At 67.8% G+C, this 21,716-nt stretch carries 17 protein-coding genes; 11 read left to right on the top strand and 6 right to left on the bottom strand.

The window, feature by feature from the left end; translation table 11 throughout:
• Window positions 1-5 precede the first annotated feature (5 nt).
• From CAL13_RS18680 to CAL13_RS18665, 4 genes are all read right to left on the bottom strand, one after another.
• Window positions 6-1,199, bottom strand: coding sequence for a CaiB/BaiF CoA transferase family protein (locus tag CAL13_RS18680; protein WP_086058713.1), 1,194 nt, complete (start codon window positions 1,197-1,199; stop codon window positions 6-8).
• 180 nt (window positions 1,200-1,379) lie between these two features.
• Window positions 1,380-2,276 carry a LysR family transcriptional regulator gene (locus CAL13_RS18675; protein WP_086058712.1) on the bottom strand — a complete coding sequence of 299 codons (897 nt, stop codon included), beginning with the start codon at window positions 2,274-2,276 and terminating at the stop codon, window positions 1,380-1,382.
• A gap of 133 nt (window positions 2,277-2,409) precedes the next feature.
• Window positions 2,410-3,969: a glycerol kinase GlpK gene (gene glpK, locus CAL13_RS18670; RefSeq protein WP_086073204.1), complete on the bottom strand. Its 1,560-nt coding sequence runs from the start codon at window positions 3,967-3,969 to the stop codon at window positions 2,410-2,412.
• On the bottom strand, window positions 3,959-5,347 hold the full coding sequence (locus CAL13_RS18665; RefSeq protein ID WP_198297814.1) for a DHA2 family efflux MFS transporter permease subunit: 1,389 nt from the start codon (window positions 5,345-5,347) through the stop codon (window positions 3,959-3,961). The genes glpK and CAL13_RS18665 overlap by 11 nt, the downstream gene beginning before the upstream one ends.
• 174 nt (window positions 5,348-5,521) lie before the next feature.
• Between CAL13_RS18665 and CAL13_RS18660 the strand changes: the two genes are divergently transcribed.
• The 4 genes from CAL13_RS18660 to CAL13_RS18645 all read left to right on the top strand — a co-directional run bounded on the left by CAL13_RS18660 (window position 5,522) and on the right by CAL13_RS18645 (window position 7,848).
• On the top strand, window positions 5,522-5,710 hold the full coding sequence (locus CAL13_RS18660; protein ID WP_086058709.1) for a DUF3460 family protein: 189 nt from the start codon (window positions 5,522-5,524) through the stop codon (window positions 5,708-5,710).
• A 17-nt stretch (window positions 5,711-5,727) separates the two neighbouring features.
• Window positions 5,728-6,618, top strand: a complete 891-nt coding sequence (locus CAL13_RS18655) for a segregation and condensation protein A (protein WP_086073203.1) — start codon at window positions 5,728-5,730, stop codon at window positions 6,616-6,618.
• 42 nt (window positions 6,619-6,660) lie between these two features.
• Window positions 6,661-7,503: a pantoate--beta-alanine ligase gene (gene panC, locus CAL13_RS18650; protein ID WP_086058707.1), complete on the top strand. Its 843-nt coding sequence runs from the start codon at window positions 6,661-6,663 to the stop codon at window positions 7,501-7,503.
• A 111-nt stretch (window positions 7,504-7,614) separates the two neighbouring features.
• Complete coding sequence (locus CAL13_RS18645) at window positions 7,615-7,848, top strand: response regulator transcription factor (protein ID WP_086058706.1); 234 nt, start codon at window positions 7,615-7,617, stop codon at window positions 7,846-7,848.
• 99 nt (window positions 7,849-7,947) lie between these two features.
• On the opposite strand, the gene CAL13_RS18640 is transcribed toward CAL13_RS18645, so the two are convergent.
• Window positions 7,948-8,745: a copper resistance protein NlpE N-terminal domain-containing protein gene (locus CAL13_RS18640; RefSeq protein ID WP_086058705.1), complete on the bottom strand. Its 798-nt coding sequence runs from the start codon at window positions 8,743-8,745 to the stop codon at window positions 7,948-7,950.
• Between the two features lie 205 nt (window positions 8,746-8,950).
• Here CAL13_RS18640 and CAL13_RS18635 point away from each other — a divergent pair, with 205 nt between their 5' ends.
• The 7 genes from CAL13_RS18635 to CAL13_RS18605 all read left to right on the top strand — a co-directional run bounded on the left by CAL13_RS18635 (window position 8,951) and on the right by CAL13_RS18605 (window position 20,625).
• Window positions 8,951-9,784 (top strand): prepilin peptidase, encoded by an 834-nt coding sequence (locus CAL13_RS18635; RefSeq protein ID WP_086073202.1) that lies wholly within the window; start codon window positions 8,951-8,953, stop codon window positions 9,782-9,784.
• Between the two features lie 20 nt (window positions 9,785-9,804).
• Window positions 9,805-10,455 (top strand): dephospho-CoA kinase, encoded by a 651-nt coding sequence (coaE, locus tag CAL13_RS18630; protein WP_232462643.1) that lies wholly within the window; start codon window positions 9,805-9,807, stop codon window positions 10,453-10,455.
• A 56-nt stretch (window positions 10,456-10,511) separates the two neighbouring features.
• Complete coding sequence (gene zapD, locus CAL13_RS18625) at window positions 10,512-11,261, top strand: cell division protein ZapD (protein ID WP_086058703.1); 750 nt, start codon at window positions 10,512-10,514, stop codon at window positions 11,259-11,261.
• A 184-nt stretch (window positions 11,262-11,445) separates the two neighbouring features.
• Window positions 11,446-12,765, top strand: coding sequence for an MdtA/MuxA family multidrug efflux RND transporter periplasmic adaptor subunit (locus CAL13_RS18620; RefSeq protein WP_086073201.1), 1,320 nt, complete (start codon window positions 11,446-11,448; stop codon window positions 12,763-12,765).
• Window positions 12,762-15,863 (top strand): MdtB/MuxB family multidrug efflux RND transporter permease subunit, encoded by a 3,102-nt coding sequence (locus CAL13_RS18615; protein WP_086058701.1) that lies wholly within the window; start codon window positions 12,762-12,764, stop codon window positions 15,861-15,863. The genes CAL13_RS18620 and CAL13_RS18615 overlap by 4 nt, the downstream gene beginning before the upstream one ends.
• The gene (locus CAL13_RS18610; RefSeq protein ID WP_086073200.1) at window positions 15,860-18,982 is read left to right on the top strand and encodes a multidrug efflux RND transporter permease subunit; all 3,123 of its coding nucleotides are present in this window, start codon (window positions 15,860-15,862) and stop codon (window positions 18,980-18,982) included. The genes CAL13_RS18615 and CAL13_RS18610 overlap by 4 nt, the downstream gene beginning before the upstream one ends.
• 17 nt (window positions 18,983-18,999) lie before the next feature.
• Window positions 19,000-20,625 carry an efflux transporter outer membrane subunit gene (locus tag CAL13_RS18605; protein WP_086073199.1) on the top strand — a complete coding sequence of 542 codons (1,626 nt, stop codon included), beginning with the start codon at window positions 19,000-19,002 and terminating at the stop codon, window positions 20,623-20,625.
• Here the strand turns inward: CAL13_RS18605 and CAL13_RS18600 are convergent.
• A complete protein-coding gene (locus tag CAL13_RS18600; protein WP_086073730.1) occupies window positions 20,603-21,574 on the bottom strand; it encodes a Nudix family hydrolase in 972 nt (323 codons plus the stop codon). The genes CAL13_RS18605 and CAL13_RS18600 overlap by 23 nt on opposite strands.
• Between the last annotated feature and the right edge of the window lie 142 nt (window positions 21,575-21,716).

Raw genomic sequence — 21,716 nt, 5'->3', positions numbered from 1 at the left:
CGGGATTACTCGATGACGCGCGCCTCGCGCAGGGCTGCGATGCGGGCTTCGTCCAGGCCGGCCTCGCGCAGGACCGCGTCCGTATGCTCGCCCAGCGTCGGCGCGCGTTCGCGCACGGCGCCGGGATGTTCGGACAGCAGCGGAAACACGGCAGGCATTTCCACTGCGACGCCGCTGGCGGACCGGACGCTCACGATGGCGTTGCGGGCCCGGTAATGAGGATCCTGGGCGATGTCGGCGACGCTGTAGATGCGTCCGGCGGGAACGCCCGCTTCGCGCATTGCCTCCAGCACCTGATCGATGGTGCGGTTCTGTGTCCAGGCGCCGATGGCGCCGTCGATCTCCTGCACGCGGGCGACCCGGCCGTCGTTGTGGGCAAGCGCGGGATCGTGCGCCAGGTCTTCCCGGCCGATGCGGGCCATCAGCCGCGTGTAGATGCCGTCGCCATTGCCGGCGATCAAAACATAGCCGTCCTGGCAGCGATAGGCATTGGAAGGCGCAATGCCGGGCAGCGCCGCGCCCGCCGGCTCCCGGACCGCCTTGAACACCGAGTATTCGGGCAACAGGCTTTCGGTCAGGTTGAAGACGCTTTCGTACAAGGCGGCGTCGATAACCTGGCCCTTGCCGCCGCGCGCATCGCGCTCGTACAGCGCCAGCAGCACACCGAGCGCGCCATGCAGGCCCGCGATGGTGTCGCCCAGCGACAGGCCGGCCCGCACCGGCGCGCGCCCCGGCTCGCCGTTCAAATAGCGCAGTCCCGCCATGGCCTCGCCGATGGCGGCGAAGCCCGGTTCGCCGGCTTTCGGGCCGGTCTGGCCGTAGCCCGAAATGCGCAGCATGATCAGCCGCGGATTCAACGCGTGCAGCGTTTCCCAGGACAGGCCCCACTTCTCCATGGTGCCCGGACGGAAGTTCTCGATCAGCACGTCCGCTTCGGCGGCGAGCATGCGGACGATTTCCTGACCTTCCGTCTGGCGCAGGTCGACACACACGGACTGTTTGTTGCGCGACTGCGCTTCCCACCACACCGACGTGCCTTCGTGCAGCAGGCGCCACTTGCGCAGCGGATCGCCCACGCCGGGCGGTTCAATCTTGATGACCTGGGCGCCGAAGTCGGCCAGCGTCTTGGCGGCGAACGGGCCGGCGATGAGCTGTCCCAGTTCGATGACGCGGATACCCGCGAGTATTTGTCTTGTCATGGCTCCTCCCGGCGATGCGCCTGCCAGGGCGACACAGTTTGCCGCAGCGCCGCGCCTGCGGGAATGCCGCATCCGCCAAAGGGGGTTTCCAGGATTGCGAAGGCCGACACCGGTCGGCGCGCCGGAAGGAGCCGGGCCCGCCGCTATTGGGCGGCGCGCCGGAAGGAGCCGGGCCCGCCGCTATTGGGCGGCGCGCAATTGCGCCAGCAGCATCCTCGCCGCGAGCGGAAGCGTTTCCACATCCCGCACGCCCAGCAGCAGCCAGCGCCGCGTCCAGTCGTCGGTCAAAGGGATGAGCCGCAATTGCATGGAGCGGGCGTGGGGTTCGGCGGCGATGCGGGGCAGGACGCCCACGCCCCGCGTGGCCAGCACCATGCGGCAGATGGCGTCGAAGCTGCGCACCTGAATGCGCAGCTTCATGGGCATGTCCAGCCGCGCGCACTCCTGCGCCAGCATGCTCGCCAGCGAGGTGTTGGCCGGCAAACCGACGTAGTCGTATTCCAGGGTTTCGGCAAAGGCCACGCCGGCGCGGGCCGACAGCGGATGGCTATCCGGAACCACCAGCATCAGTTCGTCCCGTTTGTAGGGAAACGTTTGCAGTCCCCCATCGGGCGTGCGCTCGCCGAAGATCCCGATGTCGGCGCGGTTTTCCACGACCGCCGACACGATATCGGTGCTGTTCTGCTCTTCCAGATCGATGCGCACGGCGGGATGCTCGGTCATGAAGCGCGACAGGTCGTCCGGCAGGAACTGCGTGATCGACGATGTGTTGGCCGCGATGCGCACCTGTCCGCGCACGCCTTTCGCGTAATCCGACAGCGTGCCGGCCATCTGGTCGACCTCCTGCAGGATGCGCGTGGCATGCGCCAGGCAGGCCTGGCCCGCATCCGTCAGCTCCACGCCGGCGGCCTTGCGGAACAGCAGGGGCGAGCCGAGCGCGGCCTCCAGGTCCGATATGCGCTTGCTCGCCGCGCCCACCGCCAGCCGCGCCTGCCGCGCCGCGGCGGAAATACTGCCCAGCCGGGCCACCGAGACGAAAAGCGAAAGCGTGACGAGATCGATGCGCGCGAGATTCATGGCAAGCGATTGTAGGCCGGCGGGATGCGCCTACCGCATGCCGGGCTTCACGGCCGCAGCGGCGGTGGGCGCCGCGCGGCCGCCGCCGCCGGCCGGCACCGCGTTGGGAGCCGCGCCCGCCGCGCCCGGGACGCTATCGGGCCGCCCCGTCCGCCCAGCCCTTGGACAATTCCACCGCCTGCGCCCAGCGGTGCAGGCGCGCTTCGCGGCGATCTGCGGACCAGGTCGGCTCGAAGCGACGTTCGGCCTGCCATTGGGCCGCGAACGCATCCATATCTTCCCAGAAGCCGACCGCCAGACCGGCCAGGCCCGCCGCCCCGCGGGCGGTGGACTCGGATACGCGCGGGCGCACCACCGGCACCCCGAGCAGGTCGGCCTGCATCTGCATCAGCAGATCGTTGCGGGCGGCGCCGCCATCCACGCGCAGCTCGGAAAGCTCGATCCCGCAATCGGCCTTCATTGCCGTGAGCAGCTCGGCGCTTTGCAGCGCGATGGATTCCAGCGTGGCGCGCGCCACGTGCGCGCGCGTGGTTCCGCGCGTCAGGCCCACCAGCGTGCCTCGTGCATAGGGGTCCCAGTGAGGCGCGCCCAGGCCCGCGAAGGCCGGCACCAGGAAAACATCGTCCGTGTCCTGCACGCTTCCCGCCAGGGCTTCGATGTCTTCCGAACGCGGGATGATGCCCAGGCCGTCGCGCAGCCATTGCACCGCCGCGCCCGCGACGAAGACCCCGCCTTCCAGCATGAAGGTCGGCGTCCACGCAGGCGTTCCCTCGCGGAACACTTGCGCGTCCGCATTGTCGTTCTGGGGCCGCGGCAGGCCCCAGCCGACCGTGGACAGCAGCTTATGGTTCGACGTCACGGGCTTGTCGCCCACGTTCATCAGCATGAAGCAGCCGGTGCCGTAGGTATTCTTCGCCATGCCGGGTTTGAAGCAGGCCTGGCCGAAGGTGGCCGCCTGCTGGTCGCCCGCCACGCCCGCGATGGGAATGGCGCCGCCGAACCATTGCGGCAGCGTTTCGGCGACGATCGCGCTGCTGGGCGCGATGGACGGCAGCACCGCGCGCGGAATGTTCAGGCATTCCAGCAGTTCGTCGCTCCAGTCCTGCGTATGGATGTCGAACAACAGGGTGCGCGACGCGTTGGTGCAATCGGTGCTGTGCACCTTGCCGCCGGTCAATTGCCAGATCAGCCACGTATCGATCGTGCCGAAGGCGACTTCGCCGCGTTCGGCCCGGGCCCGCGCGCCCGGAACGTTGTCCAGCAGCCACGCCAGCTTGGTGCCGGCGAAGTAGGCGTCGAGCACCAGTCCGGTCCGGCGTTGCAGGAAGTCCGCGCAGCCGTCCCCCCGCATGCGGTCGCAGGCTTCGGCGGTGCGCCGGTCCTGCCAGACGATGGCATGCGACAACGGGCGGCCGGTGGCCCGGTCCCAGATCAGCGTGGTTTCCCGCTGGTTCGTGATGCCGATGGCCGCGATATCCGCCGCCGTCACGCCCGCATTGCTCAGCGCCTCGCGCGCCACCTCCAGCTGGCTGCGCCATATCTCGGCCGCGTCATGTTCCACCCAGCCGGGATGCGGGTAGTACTGGCGGAACTCGCGTTGTCCGACTCCGCGCGCGCGGCCGGCGCGATCGAACACGATGGCGCGCGAACTCGTGGTGCCCTGGTCCAGGGCCAGGATGTAGTCATTCTTCATCGCTCGTCTGCACCTTCCGTCCGTTCAGCTGGTTGCCGGCCGCCGGATCGAGCCGGCGGAATGAGAAAAACGAGGCCGCGCAGCACAGCCCGATCACCAGGAAGCCGGCAACGATGTCGCCGATGCTCACGCGGTCGGCGCCGCGCAGCGCCATGCTCACGTTCAGCGTCACCGCCGCCACCCCGACGCCGAGGCTGATGCCGAGCTGCTGCGCCATGGCGGCGAAACTGCTGGCCCGGCTCATCTTATCCGGGGTGATGTCGGCATAGGTAAGGGTATTTACCCCGGTGAACTGCAGCGACCGGAAAAAGCCGCCGATGAGCAGGACCAGGATGATCAGCCACGACGGGGTCGTGGGCTCGAACAGCGCGCATGCGCAGATGAAGGCGCCCGTCAACAGCGCGTTCACGGTGAGCACCCGCCGGAAGCCGAAACGGCGCACGATGGGCGTGGCGACGAACTTCATCAGCAGCGCGCCTGCCGCGCTGGCGAAAGTGATCATGCCGGCGGCGAATGGCGTCAGGCCGAAGCCCACTTGCAGCAGCATGGCAAGCAGAAAGGGCGTGCCGCCCACGGAGAACCGGCACAGATTGCCCGCCAGCGTCGAGATGGCGAAAGTGGGCACGCGCATCAGCGACAGGTCGATGATGGGATGCGCGACGCGGCGCGAGTGGCGCACATACCAGAATCCGCAGAGCAGGCCGACCGCGATCAGCCCGAGGAGCTGCGCGTCGGACATGACGTCCCTGCCCACGGCCTCGAAACCGCTGACCAGGGCGGCCAGACAGACGCCGCTCAGCACGAAGCCCAGCCAATCCAGTCCGGGGACGCCCTGTTCGCGTACCTCGCGGATATAGCGAAGAATCAAGGCCACCCCCAGCACGCCCATCGGCACATTGATCAGGAAGATCCAGTGCCAGGAAGCGTAGGTCACGAGGAACCCGCCCAGCGGCGGACCGATCACCGGCCCCAGCAGCGCAGGGATGGACAGGAAGGACATGGCCTTGAGCAGGTCTTCCTTCGGCACGGTGCGCAGCAAGATGATGCGGCCCACAGGAACCATCATCGCGCCCGCCATGCCCTGCGCGATCCGCGACAGCACCAGTTGCGCGACGTTCTGCGACAGCGCGCAGGCCACCGAACTTGCCGTGAACAGCACGATGGCCGCGATGAACACCCGGCGGGCCCCGAAGCGGTCCGCTGCCCAGCCGCTGACCGGGACGAACACGGCCGCGGCCAGCAGGTAGGAGGTAATCGCCACGTTCAGCTTGACCGGCGTGGAATGCAGCGAGGCCGCCATGGCCGGCAGGGCCGTCGCCACCACTGTCGCGTCCAGCATCTGCATGAAGAGGGCGCATCCGACGATAAAGGGAATCATTCTTGCCGCCCGCAAAGCGGCGGGATCGGCGAGCGGCGGGGCGGAAGCCAGCGTTTTCGTGGGCATGTCGGGGGGAGGACGGCGGCGGGGAGTTGCCCGGCCATTGTAACGCCGCGCATCCGGCCGCCCTGAAGTAAACTCGTGTGCAACGCAACTCCCCGAAGCATTACCTCCATGGCGAAGAACTACGAGTCGGAAATCACCCTATTCCTGAAGGAATACAAAAAGAAGCATCCGGACGTGGAAAAACGGCAGCGCGAAGGCCGCGGTCTGCTGTGGGACAAGCCGCAGGATCCGGAGCTGCTTGAAGGCTTCCGCGCCGCCCGCGTGCCCCAAAAGCCGTACGTCTATCAGCCCGACTGATCCCAGGCCCCTCCTTCATGCCGCAGAACGCCTCCGTGCCCGGCGAGGACCTGGCAGCGCTCGTGGAGCCTCCCGTGGATAGCACGCCCGACGTGGTCGACAGCGTGGCGTTCGCGCGGCTGTACGGCGAGCCGCTGTTCCAGCTTCCGCAGGACCTCTACATCCCGCCGGATGCGCTGGAAGTGTTTCTGGAGGCCTTCGAAGGGCCGCTGGACCTGCTGCTTTACCTTATCCGCAAGCAAAACTTCAACGTGCTGGACATCCCCATGGCGGATGTCACGCGGCAATACCTGTCGTACGTCGAGCAGATCCGCCTGCACAACCTGGAGCTGGCCGCCGAGTACCTGCTCATGGCCGCGATGCTGATCGAAATCAAGTCGCGGATGCTGCTGCCGGTCAAGAAAAGCGACACCGGCGAAGAAGTGGAGGATCCGCGGGCAGAACTGGTGCGGCGCCTGCTCGAGTACGAGCAGATGAAGCTGGCGGCCCAGAAGCTGGACGCCTTGCCGCAATTGGGCCGCGACTTCCTGCGCGCGCAAGCCGTGGCCGACGTGAGCGTGGAGCGGGCGCTGCCCGACGTCACCCCCGAGGACCTGCGCCAGGCCTGGGCGGACATCATGAAGCGCGCCAGACTGAACGCGCATCACCACATCACGCGCGAGCAGCTTTCCGTTCGCGACCATATGACGCACATCCTGCGGCGGCTCAGCGATGTACGCTACATGGAGTTCACCGAGATGTTCATGGAGCGCATCGACGAAGGCGCGCCCGCCGCGGTCGTCGTGGTGCACTTCATCGCCATGCTGGAGCTGGCGCGCGAGTCGCTGCTCGAGATCACGCAGGCCGAGCCGTATGCGCCCATCTACGTGAGGCTGGCTTACACCAGCGTGGCCGCCGCGGCGGCCTGATGCCCGGCGCCCGCCCGCCCGCGTCCATTCCCGGAGATATTCTTGAAAGTCGTTCACACCATCCAGGAACTGCGCGATCAGCTGCGCGGGCAGAACCGCGTTTCCTTCGTGCCCACCATGGGCAACCTGCACGACGGCCACCTGGCGCTGATGAAGCTGGCGCGCCAGCATGGCGACCCGGTGGTGGCCAGCATCTTCGTCAACCGGCTGCAGTTCGGTCCCGCCGAAGACTTCGACCGCTATCCGCGCACCCTGGCTGAAGACATCGAAAAGCTCGAGCGCCAGCGCGACGTTTACGTCCTGTTCGCCCCTGACGAGCACGAGATGTATCCGGAACCGCAGAACTACCGGGTGCGCCCGCCGGACGATCTTGGCGATATCCTGGAAGGCGAATTCCGCCCCGGCTTTTTCACCGGCGTCTGCACCGTGGTTCTGAAGCTGTTCTCCTGCGTGCAGCCCCGCGTGGCCGTGTTCGGCAAGAAGGACTATCAGCAGCTGATGATCGTGCGCGCCATGTGCCGCCAGTTCCAGCTGCCGGTGGAAGTCGTTGCGCACGAAACCGTGCGGGCCCCCGACGGCCTGGCGTTGTCATCGCGCAATCGATACCTGAGCGAAGGCGAGCGCGCCGAGGCGCCCCGCCTTTACGCACAGCTGCAGCAGATCCAGCAGCAGCTGGCGGCCGGCTGCCAGGATGCGGCGGCCATGGAAAACGAGGCCATCGAAGCGCTGCGGGCGCGCGGCTGGCAGGTGGACTATGTCTCCGTGCGCCGGCGCCGCGACCTGAAGGCCCCGGATGCCGCGGATATGGCGGCGGGAGAACCGCTCGTCGTTCTGGCGGCGGCCAAGCTGGGCGGCACGCGCCTGATCGATAACCTCGAACTCTGAATCTGTTCTGGTCCCGTGCGGATTTTGTCACCCTGTCAGAACTGACAGCTTTCGGCGCTGGGGCGTCCGTGTAAGACTACTCGCCGTTACAAAACAAGCGAGTTCAGCAGCATGGTTCATCCGCACGGACAGGGGTGGCACGCGCCGGCGGCGCTCACCCCGCGCGAGCGCGATATCGCGCACTACCTCGTGATTGGCAAATCCAACAAATACATCGCCATCGAACTGAATATTTCGTCGCGCACGGCGGAGGCGCATCGCGCGCGCATTTTCAAAAAAATGGGTGTTCGCAACGCGGTGGAACTGGCTTGCCGGATGTGCCCGCATCGGCGGTGCAATGGCTAGTCCTCGCCGCATGCGCAAGCCGGTCTTGCGGCCCGGGATGTCAAAAGGCCCGTTTTCAAACGGGCCTTTCGCGGGTTCCTGCGATGGGGGGCCGGCGGATCAGGGGCACCTTGGCGGGGTCTGGCGCGCCAGCTCGTCGATCGGGTCCAGGTCTGGCTGCCGCGTCAGCGTGTAATTCAGGTTGGGGGTGACGCCGGCCACGGCCCGCAGCCGCAGTACGTTGTTGGCGGCCACCTGGAATTCGGCGCGCGTATTGCCGTCGGCGCCCATCAGGAACACGCGGGGCGGCTTTTCGTCGGTGACCGCCCAGCAGCCCTGCTCGGCGACGGGCTTTTCGCGTCCCGGCGAGTTGTCCAGATAGGCCGAGCGGCCGCGCCAGCGTCCATTGGGCGCCAGCGTCAGGGTGATGCGCTGCGCGTCGCACTGCATGCCGGCCACGAAACAGGGCAGGGTGCCCACGTAGGTCTGGGCCTGCGGCACCAGGCTTCGTTCCGCCGCGGTCGGCGTGCGCGCCGCGGCCGCCGGCCGCGGGGATTCGGCGTCTGCCGATGCGACCGCCGGCGGCGGCAGCGGCTGTCCGTCCTCGCTGGTGCGGCCGTCCTGGATCGCTTTGGCGCGTTGCGCTTCTGCCTGCTGCTGTTCGGTCGGCGTCGGCGCTTTCAGGTCGATCTGCAGCTGCGACGGCGCGCGGACGATGGGGCGGTAGCCCGCGCCGACGCCCATGTATTGGGCGTCGGTGACTGTGCTTCCGCGTGGGGGATCGTAGTAGCCCGGCTGTTGCTGGTCCGCGCACCCTGCAAGGCCGGCAATGGCCGGCGCCGCGGCCAGCGCCGCGATCGAAAAGGCCCGTTTGACGGGCTGGAACCGTGAAGCGGAAACAGGAGAATGGACGGACATGACGGCGTACCCAGGTTGAGTCAGGCGCACAATTCTACGCATGAATGCTCTGCCGCGGCGCGGCGCCGTTGCGCGTTACCGCGAAACGGCACGGCATTGAACAAATTACGACGTGTCGGAAACAATGCCGGGCGTCCGCTGTCCGCAAGTCGGGCGCGCCGCACGGGCAGAGCATCCGGCATGCCCACTTGTCCGGGATATCAGGATGGAAACGCCCGTCCCCATCGATACGCAATGGATCATCTGGATGGCAGGCTTGCTCGGCCTGCTGGCCGGGGGCTGGCTGGCCCCGATCGTCGAACGCCTGCCGCGCGTGCTTGAATACGAATGGGAACATGCCGGCGATGCCGCGGCTTCGCAAGCGGCGGCGTCGCGCCGGCCGCGGCTGTGGGGCGCCGGCGTCCGCTGCGGCACCTGCAATGCCGCCATACGGGGCTGGGCCCGTGTTCCCGTGCTGGGATGGATGATGCGACGCGGCCGGTGCGGCGCATGCGGCAGGACCATTTCCTGGCGGCGGCCCTTGCTGGAAGCGTTGTGCGCGTCGCTTTTCGCCGTCATGGCATGGCGCTTCGGTGCGAGCCCGCAGGCGCTCTGCGCGATGGGCCTCGTCGCCGGTCTGCTGGCGCTGGCGTGGATCGACGCGGAGACCGGGCTGCTGCCCGACGTCATTACCTTGCCGCTGATGTGGGCCGGACTGCTCGTCAACACGCAGCATGTCTTCGCAGCGCCGGCGCAGGCCATATGGGGCGCGGCAGCGGGCTACGTTTTACTGCGCGTTCTGCACCACCTGTTCCGGTGGGCCACCGGACGCGACGGCATGGGGTACGGCGACTTCAAGCTGGCGGCGGCGCTGGGCGCCTGGCTGGGGCTGGCGGCGCTGCCCATGGTGCTGATCGTCGCGTCGTCGGCCGGCGTGGCCGTGGGCATGGCGTTGATCGCCGCCGGCCGCCTGGGCCGGCATCAGCCGCAGCCCTTCGGGCCCTACCTTGCGCTTGCTGGTATCGTTGCGCTGATCGTGGCCGGCGCATCGGCGGCCTGACGCCTGGGAGAATCGTGGAAGTGGAAACGCCGCGCTTGAAAATCGGCCTGACCGGCGGTATCGGCTCCGGCAAAAGCCGCGTCGCCGATCTGCTGGCCGGCTGGGGCGCAACGGTAGTGGATACCGACGAAATCTCGCGCGCGCTCACCGCCCCCGGCGGGGCCGCGATGGCGGCCATCGTGCGTGAATTCGGCGCCGCGTCCGCGCGCGCGGATGGCGGCATGGACCGCGATTGGATGCGCCAGCAGGTTTTCACGGACCCGGGCGCCAAGGCGCGGCTGGAATCCATCCTGCATCCGTTGATTTCGCGTGAAGCCATCGCGGCGGGCCTTTCAGCGACAGGATGTTACGTAGTGTTCGTAGTCCCTTTGCTCGTGGAGTCGGGGCGTTGGACGGATCGCGTCGACCGCATCTGTGTCGTGGACTGCGATCCTGAAACACAGATACGCCGCGTGCAGGCGCGCAGCGGGCTGACGATCGAGACCATACAGCGTATTATGGCGGCACAGGCGGCCCGGGCGACCCGGCTGGCCGCGGCACAAGACGTTATCTTGAACGACGGCGCCACGTCGGCCGATACGCTCCAGGCACGAACGAGAGCGATGCACGACCGGTGGTGCGCCCTGGCTTCGGCACCGGCCGGGGCCCGCGATCGCGGGCGGCGTCCATAACAACTCCGGTACAACTCCGGTCTCCCGACCGGTTCTACGACGGGCCTGTATCGAGCGTGATTCTTTACGAATATCCCTTCAACGAACGCATCCGGGCGTACCTGCGCCTGGAATATCTGTTCGACCGGCTGTTCTTCTTCGCGGGTCCTGGCGACCCGAAGAATCATCAGGTCGCTGTCGGAACGATCTTCGACATCCTGGACGCCATCGAGCGCACCGATGTGAAAAGCGCCGTGCTGCAGGATATCGAACGTCAGCGCCTGCAGCTGGTCGCGCTGCGCGGCCACCCCAACGTGGAGCAGAGCGCCCTGGACGCGATGCTGCGCGATATGGAAAAGACCAGCACGGCGCTGGTCTCCCAAGGCAAGACCGGCCAGCCGCTGCGCGAGAACGAGTGGCTGGTCAGCCTGCGCGGCCGCCTGGCGGTTCCGGGCGGCGGCACCCAGATCGAAATGCCGTCCTACTACGCCTGGCAGCAGAAGCCCGAGTCGGTGCGCTGCGCCGATCTGAAGGCCTGGATGGAACCGCTGCTGCCCCTGCACGAGGGCATTACCATCGGCTTGCGTCTGTTGCGGGAATCCGGCCGGCGCGGCCAGGCCGTGGCGGAGCAGGGCACGTATCAGCAAATGCTGGGGGGCAAGGCCTACCAGCTGCTGCGGGTCTGGGTCGATGGCGAAAGCGGCATCTTCCCCGAGATCAGCGCGAACAAATATATGATCTGGATCCGCTTCTCCACCCAGGACGGGGAGCTCAAGCCCCAGCAGGTGGGACGCGACGTCCGTTTCGAGATGTCCTTGTGCGCCTGAGGATGCGCGCGCCGCGCATCCTTCCCGCATCCACCCCGGCCGCCGGCGTCCCGCCGCTTCGCCGGCAGGCGCGCGGCGATTCAATTCCTGTTGCGGGCGATTTCAATTCGGGCCGCGATCGCTATAAAACAGACTTAGTCTGATGGACAATAGCGGGTCCCCGTAGCGTCCCCCTTTGGTCCCCATGTCCGAACGATCTCCAGTTCCCACGCCCGCTCCCGCCAGCAGGCGCCGGCGCATCATTGCCTGGCTCGTCGTCTTGCTCGTCGCGGCCGGCGTGGCGTGGCTCGTCTTCCGGCCCCGGGGAGCGGCCGAGCCCGGCGTGAATGCCGGGGCGGGCGGACACCGTGCCGGCATGGCCGCCGCGCCCGGCGGGCGGCGCCCCGGCGCCAATGCCGCCATGATGGAGCCCGCCGTTCCCGTCCGGGTCTATCCCGCGGCCACCAAAGACGTAAACATCACCCTGCCGGCCCTGGGGACCGTCACCGCCTACAACACCGTAACCGTGCGCAGCAGGGTGGACGGCGAACTCGTGCAGGTCAACTTCAAGGAAGGGCAGCACGTGAAGGCGGGGGACGTGCTGGCGCAGATCGATCCGCGGCCTTTCAATGTGCAATTGCAGCAGGCGCTCGGAACCCAGCAGCAGAACCTGGCGCAGCTGGAAAACGCCCGCCGCGATCTGGCCCGCTATCAGGCCCTGTACAAGCAGGACTCGATCGCGAAGCAGCAGGTGGACACGCAGGCCGCCCTGGTGCGCCAGTACGAAGGCACGCTAAAGAGCGACCAGGCCGCCGTCGATAACGCACGGCTGCAACTGACTTTCGCGCGCATCACGGCGCCCATCAGCGGTCGGCTGGGCTTGCGTCAGGTCGATCCGGGCAACCTGGTGTCCTCGGGCGATACCAACGGCCTGGTCGTGATCACGCAGACCCAGCCCATCGCGGTGATTTTCACGCTGCCGGAGACGCAACTGCCCGACGTGCGCGAGCAGCTGCGCGCCGGCAAGACGCTGCGGGTGGACGCCTACGACCGCACGAATACGAAACGCCTTGCCGCCGGCGTGCTCGAAACCCTGGACAACCAGATCGACGTCGCGACGGGCACCGTCAAGCTCAAGGCCCGCTTCGACAATAACGACGATGCCTTGTTCCCGAACCAGTTCGTCAATATCCAGCTGCTGGTGGAGACGCGCCAGGGCATGACGGTCATACCGAATGGCGCCATCCAGCGCGGTTCGCAGGGTCCGTTCGTATTCGTCGCCGAGCCGGACAACACCGTGTCGGTGCGGCAACTGAAGCTGGGTCCGGTCAGCGGCGAACTGGTGGTCGTGGCAGAGGGGCTCAAGCCCGGTGACCGGGTGGTGACCGAAGGCACCGACCGTCTGCGCGCCGGCGCCAAGGTGGAAGTGGTGACCGATGCTTCCACCATTTCTCCGACGCCGGGCGCATCCCTGGGCCCGGCGCCCGCCACCGCGCCCGCCGCGCCCGCCCGGACGGCGCCGTGAGTCCGTCGCGCATCTTCATCCTGCGGCCGGTCGCCACCACGCTTTCGATGGTGGCGATCCTGATCGCCGGACTCATCGCCTACCGGCTGCTGCCGGTGTCCGCGCTGCCGGAAGTCGACTATCCGACCATCCAGGTGGTCACGCTGTACCCCGGCGCCAGCCCGGACGTCATGACGTCGCTGGTGACGTCGCCGCTGGAGCGGCAGTTCGGGCAGATGCCGGGGCTGAACCAGATGTCCTCGACGAGTTCGGGCGGGGCGTCGGTGATCACGCTGCAGTTCACGCTGGATATTCCGCTGGACGTCGCCGAGCAGGAGGTGCAGGCCGCCATCAACGCGGCGTCCAATCTGCTGCCATCGGATCTGCCGCTGCCGCCCACCTACAACAAGGTCAATCCGGCCGATGCGCCGGTGCTGACGCTGGGCATCACCTCCCCCACCATGCCGCTGCCGCAGGTGCGCGATCTCATCGACACGCGCATGGCGCAGAAGCTATCGCAGATTCCCGGCGTGGGTTTGGTCAGCGTCGCGGGCGGTCAGCGGCCCGCCGTGCGCGTGCAGGTGAATCCGCATGCGCTGGCGGCCAACGGCCTGTCCATGTCGGACCTGCGCACGGCCATCGTGGCCGCCAACGTGAACCAGCCCAAGGGCAATCTGGATGGACCGCAGCGCTCCACCACCATCAACGCGAACGACCAGCTGAAGGCGCCGACCGACTACAACGACCTGATCATCGCCTATCGCAACAATGCGCCGCTGCGCCTGTCGGACGTGGCCAAGGCGGTACAGGGCGCGGAGGACGTGCGCCAGGCGGCATGGGCGGGCGACAAGCCTGCCATTCTGCTGAACGTCCAGCGCCAGCCGGGCGCCAACGTGATCGAGGTGGTGGACCGCATCAACGCCTTGCTGCCGCAGCTGCGCGCCGCCTTGCCCGCGACGCTGGACGTGACCGTGGTGGCGGACCGCACGCGCACGATCCGCGACTCCATCGAGGACGTGCGCTTCGAGCTGATGCTTTCCATCGCGCTCGTGGTCATGGTGACGTTCCTGTTCCTGCGCAGCCTGACCGCCACGGTGATCCCGAGCGTGGTCGTGCCCCTGTCGCTCATCGGCACATTCGGCGTGATGTACCTGGCCGGCTTCAGCGTGAACAACCTGACCCTGATGGCGCTGACCATCGCCACCGGTTTCGTGGTGGACGACGCCATCGTGATGATCGAGAACATCGCCCGGCATCTGGAGGAGGGCGAAACGCCGCTGCAGGCGGCCTTGAAGGGCGCCGGGCAGATCGGCTTCACGCTGATCTCGCTGACCTTCTCGCTGATCGCCGTACTGATCCCGCTGCTGTTCATGACGGAAGTCGTCGGCCGGCTGTTCCGCGAATTCGCCATCACGCTGGCCGTGTCGATCCTGTTTTCGCTGCTGGTTTCGCTGACGCTGACGCCGATGATGTGCGCGCGCCTGCTGCGCCCGGAGTCGGAGATCCGGCATGGCCGCTTCCATCTGGCTACCGGCGCTTTCCTGGACCGCATCATCGCCGGCTACGACCGCCTGCTGAAGAAGGTGCTGGATCATCAGCCGCTGACGCTGCTCGTTGCGCTGGCGACTTTCGTGGTGACTGTGCTGCTGTACATCGTCGTGCCCAAGGGGTTCTTCCCGTCGCAGGACACGGGCCTGATCCAGGCCATCACGCAGGCGCCGCAGTCCATCTCGTTCCAGGCCATGGCGGCGCGCCAGCAGGAGGCCGCGCGCATCATCCTGGCCGATCCGGACGTCGAGACCGTGTCGTCCTTCATCGGGGTGGACGGCAGCAACGCCACGCTCAGCGCCGGCCGCATGCAGATCGCGCTCAAGCCGCAGGGGCTGCGCAGCGGGTCCATGCAGCAAGTCCTGGCGCGGCTGCGGCAATCGCTGGCCGGAATGGACGGCATGACGGTGTATATGCAGCCGGTGCAGGATCTGACCATCGAGGACCGCGTCAGCCGCACCCAGTACCAGATGACGCTGTCCAATCCGGACCTGAAGCTGCTCAGCGCCTGGACGCCGCGCGTGGTGGAACGGCTGCGGCAGCTGCCGCAGCTGGCGGACGTTACCGACGACCTGCAGGACGAGGGGCTGGAAACCTATGTCGACATCGACCGGGACGCCGCCTCGCGGCTGGGCATCACGGCGGCCGTGATCGACGAGGCGCTTTACAACGCCTTCGGGCAGCGGCTGGTTTCCACCATCTTCACGCAGTCGGCGCAGTATCGCGTCGTGCTGGAGGTGCAGCCGCAATTCAGCCGGGGCCCGGACGCGCTGTCGCAGATCTATGTGCCGACCTCGGGCGGCTCACAGGTGCCGCTGTCCAGCGTGGCGCGCATCAGCGAATCCAGCACCGTCCTGGCGGTGAACCGGCTGGATCAGTTCCCCATGGTTACCGTCTCCTTCAACCTGGCGCCTGGCGCGTCGTTGTCGGACGCCGTCGATGCCATCCAGGCCGCGGAACGCGATATGGGGCTGCCGACGGGAATCGAAACGCGTTTCCAGGGCGCGGCGCAGGCGTTCCAGTCCTCGCTGACCAGCACGCTGTGGCTGATCCTGGCGGCCATCGTGACGATGTACATCGTGCTGGGCGTGCTGTACGAAAGCTTCATCCACCCCATCACCATCCTGTCCACACTGCCGTCGGCGGCCGTGGGCGCGCTGCTCGCGCTGCTGCTGTCGCGCACCGAGCTGGACATGATCGGCATCATCGGCATCATTCTGCTGATCGGCATCGTCAAGAAGAACGCCATCATGATGATCGACTTCGCGCTCGAGGCCGAGCGCAAGCGCGGGCTGTCGCCGCGCGAGGCGATCCATGAGGCGGCGCTGCTGCGCTTCCGTCCCATCCTGATGACGACGCTGGCCGCGCTGTTCGGGGCCGTGCCGCTGATGCTGTCCACCGGCACGGGCGCTGAGCTGCGCCAGCCGCTGGGGCTCGTCATGGTCGGCGGCCTGATGGTGAGCCAGGTGCTGACGCTGTTCACCACGCCGGTGATCTACCTGATGTTCGACCGCCTGGGACATCGCTGGGGCGCGCGACGCCGCGCCCGGCGCATCGAGGCGCCGCGATGATCCTGTCGGCGCCCTTCATCGTCCGCCCGGTCGCCACGACGCTGTTGTCGCTGGCGGTCGTGCTGGCGGGCGCGCTGGCTTTCGTGCTGCTGCCGGTGGCGCCGCTGCCGCAGGTCGATATTCCCACCATATCGGTGACGGCCAGCCTGCCGGGCGCCAGTCCGGAAACCATGGCGTCCAGCGTGGCGACGCCGCTGGAACGGGCGCTGGGATCGATCGCGGGCGTCACCGAAATGACGTCGAGCAGCACGCAGGGCTCCACCCGCATCACGCTGCAGTTCGATCTGGACCGCGACATCGATGGAGCGGCGCGCGACGTGCAGGCGGCCATCAATGCGTCGCGCACCTTGCTGCCCAGCGGGCTGAAAAGCAATCCGACCTACCGCAAGGCGAACCCGTCCGCCGCGCCGATCATGACGCTCGCCATGACATCGGATACGCATACCCAGGGCGAGCTGTACGACCTGGCCTCCACCATCGTGGCGCAGAAGCTGTCCCAGGTGAACGGCGTGGGCGACGTGACGGTGGGCGGCAGCTCGCTTCCCGCCGTGCGGGTGGATGTGCTGCCCGGCGCGCTGACCAGCCGCGGCGTGTCGCTGGACGACGTGCGCACGGCGCTGGCCAACGCCAATGCCAACCGGCCCAAGGGCTTCGTCGAAAACGGCGAGTACCAATGGACCATCATGGCCAGCGACCAGCTGAGCAAGGCGGCGCAATACCGGCCCCTGATCGTCGCGTGGCGCGACGGCGCGCCGGTGCGGCTGTCCGACGTGGCGACGGTGCAGGACTCCGTCGAGGACCTCTACCAGACCGGTTTCTTCAACAATCGCAAGGCCATCCTGCTGATCGTGCGCCGCGAGGCCGCCGCCAACATCATCAAGGTGGTGGACGAACTGCGCCTGCAGCTGCCGCAGCTGCAGGCGCAAATGCCCGGCGGCGTGCAGCTGAACATTGCGCAGGATCGCACGCCCAGCATTCGCGCATCGCTGCACGAAGCCGAGCTGACGCTGGTGATCGCGGTCGGCCTGGTGATGATGGTGGTGCTGGTGTTCCTGCGCCGATGGCGCGCGGCCCTGATTCCCAGCGTGGCGGTGCCGGTGTCGCTCATCGGCACGTTCAGCATCATGTACCTGTGCGGCTATACGCTGAACACCATCTCTCTGATGGCGCTGATCGTGGCCACGGGCTTTGTCGTGGACGACGCCATCGTGGTGCTTGAAAACATCATGCGCTACATCGAGAAGGGCATGTCGCCGCGGCGGGCGGCGATGCGCGGCGCCCGTGAAGTCGGCTTCACCGTGCTGTCCATGAGCCTGTCGCTGGTGGCGGTGTTCATTCCCATCCTGTTGATGGGCGGCGTGGTCGGGCGCTTTTTCCGCGAGTTCGCGGTGACCCTGTCGGCGGCCATTCTGGTATCGCTGGTGACCTCGCTCACCCTTACGCCCATGATGTGCGGCAAACTGCTGCGCCCGGAGCATCCGGCGCAAGCCGCCAGACGCGGGGGATGGACGGCGCGGCTGGCCGACTGGTCCGAACGCGGCTTCGGCTGGCTGAGCGACCGCTATGCCGGCACGCTGGCCTGGAGCCTGAAGCGGGGGCCGCTGGTCATGCTGGTGCTGCTGGTGACCATCTGCCTGAACGTCTACCTGTATATCGTGGTGCCGAAAGGGTTCTTCCCCGAGCAGGACACCGGACAGCTGCTGGGGTTTTTCCGCGTCGACCAGGGCACCTCGTTCCAGGCCACCGTGCCGAAGCTGGAGTACATGCGCAAGGTCGTGCTGGCGGACCCGGCCGTGGAAAGCATGACCGGCTTCGCGGGAGGCCGGGGCGGCAGCAACAGCAGTTTCATGCAAATCCAGCTCAAGCCGCTGAAGGAGCGCGGCGTTTCTTCGGAAACGGTGATCGCGCGGCTGCGCGGCCGCCTGCAAAGCATCCCGGGCGCCCGCATGTTCCTGGTCGCGCAGCAGGACATCCGCATCGGCGGGCGCCAGACCAGCAGCGGCTCCTACGACTACGCGCTGATGACCAGCGATCTTGCGACCCTGCGCACGTGGATGCCGCGGGTGCAGCGCGCGCTGGCCAGCCTGCCGGAACTCGTGGACGTCGATACGGATGTCGAGGACAAGGGACAGCAGGTCAATCTGGTGATCGACCGCGAGGCCGCCACGCGTCTGGGTGTCAGCATGGCCGAGATTTCCGCCGTCCTGAACAACAGCTTCAGCCAGCGGCAGGTATCGGTGATGTACGGCCCGCTGAACCAATACCATGTGGTGCTGGGCGTGCCGCAGAACTTCGCGCAGGACGCACAGTCCCTGCGCAAGGTCGATGTCGTCACGAGCAGCGGCAATCGGGTGCCGCTGGCGGCGTTCGCCTCGTTCGAGGTGGGCAACGCGCCCCTGAGCGTGCAGCACCAGGGCCTGTTCGTGGCCGACACGATTTCCTTCAGTCTGGCGCCCGGCGTTTCCCTGAGCCAGGCCAGCGCGGCCATCGATGCGGCCGTGGCCCGGATCGGCCTGCCGACGGACCAGATCCAGGCCGGATTCCAGGGGACGGCGGCCGCCGCGCAGCAGACCATGTCGCAGCAGCCCTGGCTGATACTGGCGGCGCTGGTCACGATGTACATCGTGCTGGGGATCCTGTACGAAAGCTTCGTCCACCCCTTCACCATCCTCTCTACGCTGCCCTCGGCGGGGATAGGTGCGCTGCTGGCGCTGATGCTGATGAAAAGCCAGTTCACCGTGATCGCGCTGATCGGCGTGTTCCTGCTGATCGGCATCGTCAAGAAAAACGCCATCATGATGGTCGACTTCGCGCTCGCGGCCGAACGCGCGCGCGGTTTGGCGCCGCGCGAGGCGATCTACGAAGCCTGCATCACCCGCTTCAGACCCATCATGATGACCACGCTGGCCGCGATCTTCGGCGCGGTGCCGCTGGTTGTGGCCACCGGCACGGGCGCTGAAATCCGGCAGCCCCTGGGTGTGACCATCGTGGGGGGACTGATCGTCAGCCAGCTGCTCACGCTCTACACCACGCCCGTGGTTTATCTGTATCTGGATCGTTTGCGCCACTGGGGGCGCCGCCGCCGCGCCGCGCGCATCGTCGTGCCTTCCACGGACTAGTGTCAACAGGCCAATTCATGACCCGCTCGTTACATCGACGCCAGCCCGCCACGCCGCTGCGGCTGCTTTCCTCTTTGATCCTGTGCGGCGCGCTCGGCGCCTGCGCCGTGGGGCCCGATTACGTGCGCCCGGCGGTGGACGTGGGCACGCAGTACAAGGAAGGACAGGACGATACGCCCGGCTGGCGGCCCGCTCGGCCCAGCGATGCGGCCGAGCGCGGCGCCTGGTGGCGCATCTACCAGGATCCCGTACTCGACGACCTGATGAACCGCCTGGACGCGGCGAACCTGGACATCGCGCAGGCGGAGGCCAATTACCGGCAGGCGCAGGCGCTGGTGCGCGGCGCCCGCTCGGCGTTTTTCCCGACCGTCGGCGTGGGCGCCGGCGTGACGCGGTCCGGCAGCAGCGCGGGCACCGGGTCCGGCACGGGGGGCGGCAGCACCGTGGTCAACGCCTATTCCCTGACGGGCACCGTCAGTTGGGAAGCGGACCTGTGGGGCTCGGTGCGGCGCTCGGTGGAGGCCAGCCGCGCCGGTGCGCAGGCCAGCGCGGCGGATCTGGCCGCGGCGCGCCTGAGCGCGCAGAGCACCTTGGCGCAGACCTACTTCCAGCTGCGGGTGCTGGACGAGCAGGAGCGCCTGCTGCGCGAAACCGTCGACACCAACCAGCGCTCGCTGGAATTGACGATGAACCGCTACGAGGCCGGCGTGGCGGCGAAGTCGGATGTGGCGGTGGCGCGCACCCAGCTGGAGAACGCGCGCGCCCAATGGGTGGACCTGGAGTGGCAGCGCGGCCAGTTCGAGCACGCCATCGCGGTCCTGCTCGGCCAGGCGCCGTCGAAGTTTTCCTTGGCGCGCGCGCCGTTCACGCAGCGGGTGCCCGCGATCCCGGTCGGCCTGCCATCGCAGTTGCTGGAGCGGCGGCCGGACGTGGCGGGCGCGGAGCGTCGCACGGCGCAGGCCAATGCGCAGATCGGCGTGGCGCAGGCTGCCTGGTTCCCCGATCTGACGCTGACGGCGGACGGGGGCTTCCGCAGCGGCCAGTTCGCGCAATGGCTGACCGCGCCGGCCCGTTTCTGGTCGATTGGCCCCGCGCTGGCGCAGACCTTGTTCGATGCGGGCCTGCGCGCATCGCAGGTCGAGTCGGCGCGCGCCGCCTATGACGCCCAGGCGGCCGCCTATCGGCAGACAGTGCTGGGCGCGCTCCGCGAGGTCGAGGACACGATGATCCAGCTGCGCGTCTTCGAGCGCGAACAGGAGATTCAGCAGCGCGCGCTGCAGGCGGCGCGCGAGTCCCTGGAGTTGACGCGCAATCAGTACAAGCAGGGCCTGGTGGATTATCTGAGCGTGGCGGTGCTGGAGAACACGGCGCTCAGTTCCGAGCGCACCGCCATTTCGCTGATGGGAAACCGGCTGGTCGCCAGCGTCCAGCTGATTGCCGCGCTGGGCGGCGGATGGGACGGCAATGTGGACACGCCCATGCTGCCGCAAGCGGATGGCGCCGAGCCTGCGCCGGCGGAAGCGTCCGCGGCCTTGGAATCCGGCGCGGCGCCCGCACGCACGCCCGTGGCGCCGGCGTCCGCGCCGATGCCTGCAAGGACGTCCGCCACCAAGGACGCCGCTACGCCCCGAACACGCCCCTGATTGCCGCGATGCCATGCGCGCCGTATTCGCGCGCGGTGGCCAACGTGTCCATTGTCTGTCCGCCGATCGCATAGGCCGGCAGGCCGGCGTCGCGGTTCATCGCCACGAATGCGTCCCAGCCGATGCCCGGCTGGCCGGGATGGCTGGCGGTCTGGGCGACGGGGCCCGCCACGGCGAAGTCCGCACCCAGGGCGCGCGCCTGCGTCATCTGCGCGGCGTCGTGTACCGACACCCCGACCCAGTGGTTCTCCGGCGGCAGCGGACGCGTATCCAGGGCGGCCGCATCGGCGCTGCGAAGATGCACGCCATCGGCCTCGCGCCACCAGTCCTGCGGATGGATGCTGTTCACCAGCACGCGCGCGCCCGCCGCGCGGCAGCGCTGCAGCACCTGTTGCAAGGCGTCGTGCAGCGAGGGCGCCGCCGGACCCTCGGGCCAGCCGGGTTCGCGCAACTGCACCAGCCTGAGCCCGCGCGCCAGCGCCGCGTCCAGGCGCGCCAAAAAACCGGGCACGCCCGCCGGCGAGCCGATATTGGAAATGCCATAGGTGTCCGGCAAGCGCAGCCAGCGCAGGGGCGGCAGGGTGGCGGGCAGCAGCTGGCCCACCGACGCCGCGTGCGCGGGATCCACCCACTCCAGCCGCTGGTTCTCCAGGCCGCGCGGTTCGCCTTCCCAGCCCGTGACGCGGCAGAAGGCGAGCCGCACCGTGGTGTGGGGATACGCGTGCACGTAAGTGACCCAGCGCGTGGCCTGGGTCACACGGATGCCGAGTTCCTCGTCCAGCTCGCGCGCCAGGGCCTGCAGCACCGTCTCGCCCGGCTCCAGCTTGCCCCCAGGAAGCTCCCACCAGCCCGGCCAGGGCTTGCCTTCCGGCCGCTGTCCAAGCAAGAGCTTGCCGTCGGGCCGCAAAATCAGCCCCGCCGCCACATCAATAATCTGTTCAGTCGTCATGGTGTTACGTCCCATCCCGCCCGCATCAAACGGTGTAACTCACCGCGGTGTAATAGATAGACCGAAGACGCCGCGGACCCAACTTCGCCGGTCCGCCAGCGTCGCCCCCTTCAAAGGGGAAGCGCGCAGCGCTTCGGGGGTG

Source organism: Bordetella genomosp. 9 (genome assembly GCF_002119725.1).
Lineage (GTDB): Bacteria > Pseudomonadota > Gammaproteobacteria > Burkholderiales > Burkholderiaceae_B > Bordetella_C.
The sequence above is the reverse complement of the archived record's forward strand: the minus strand, read 5'-3'. Positions and strand labels throughout refer to the sequence as shown.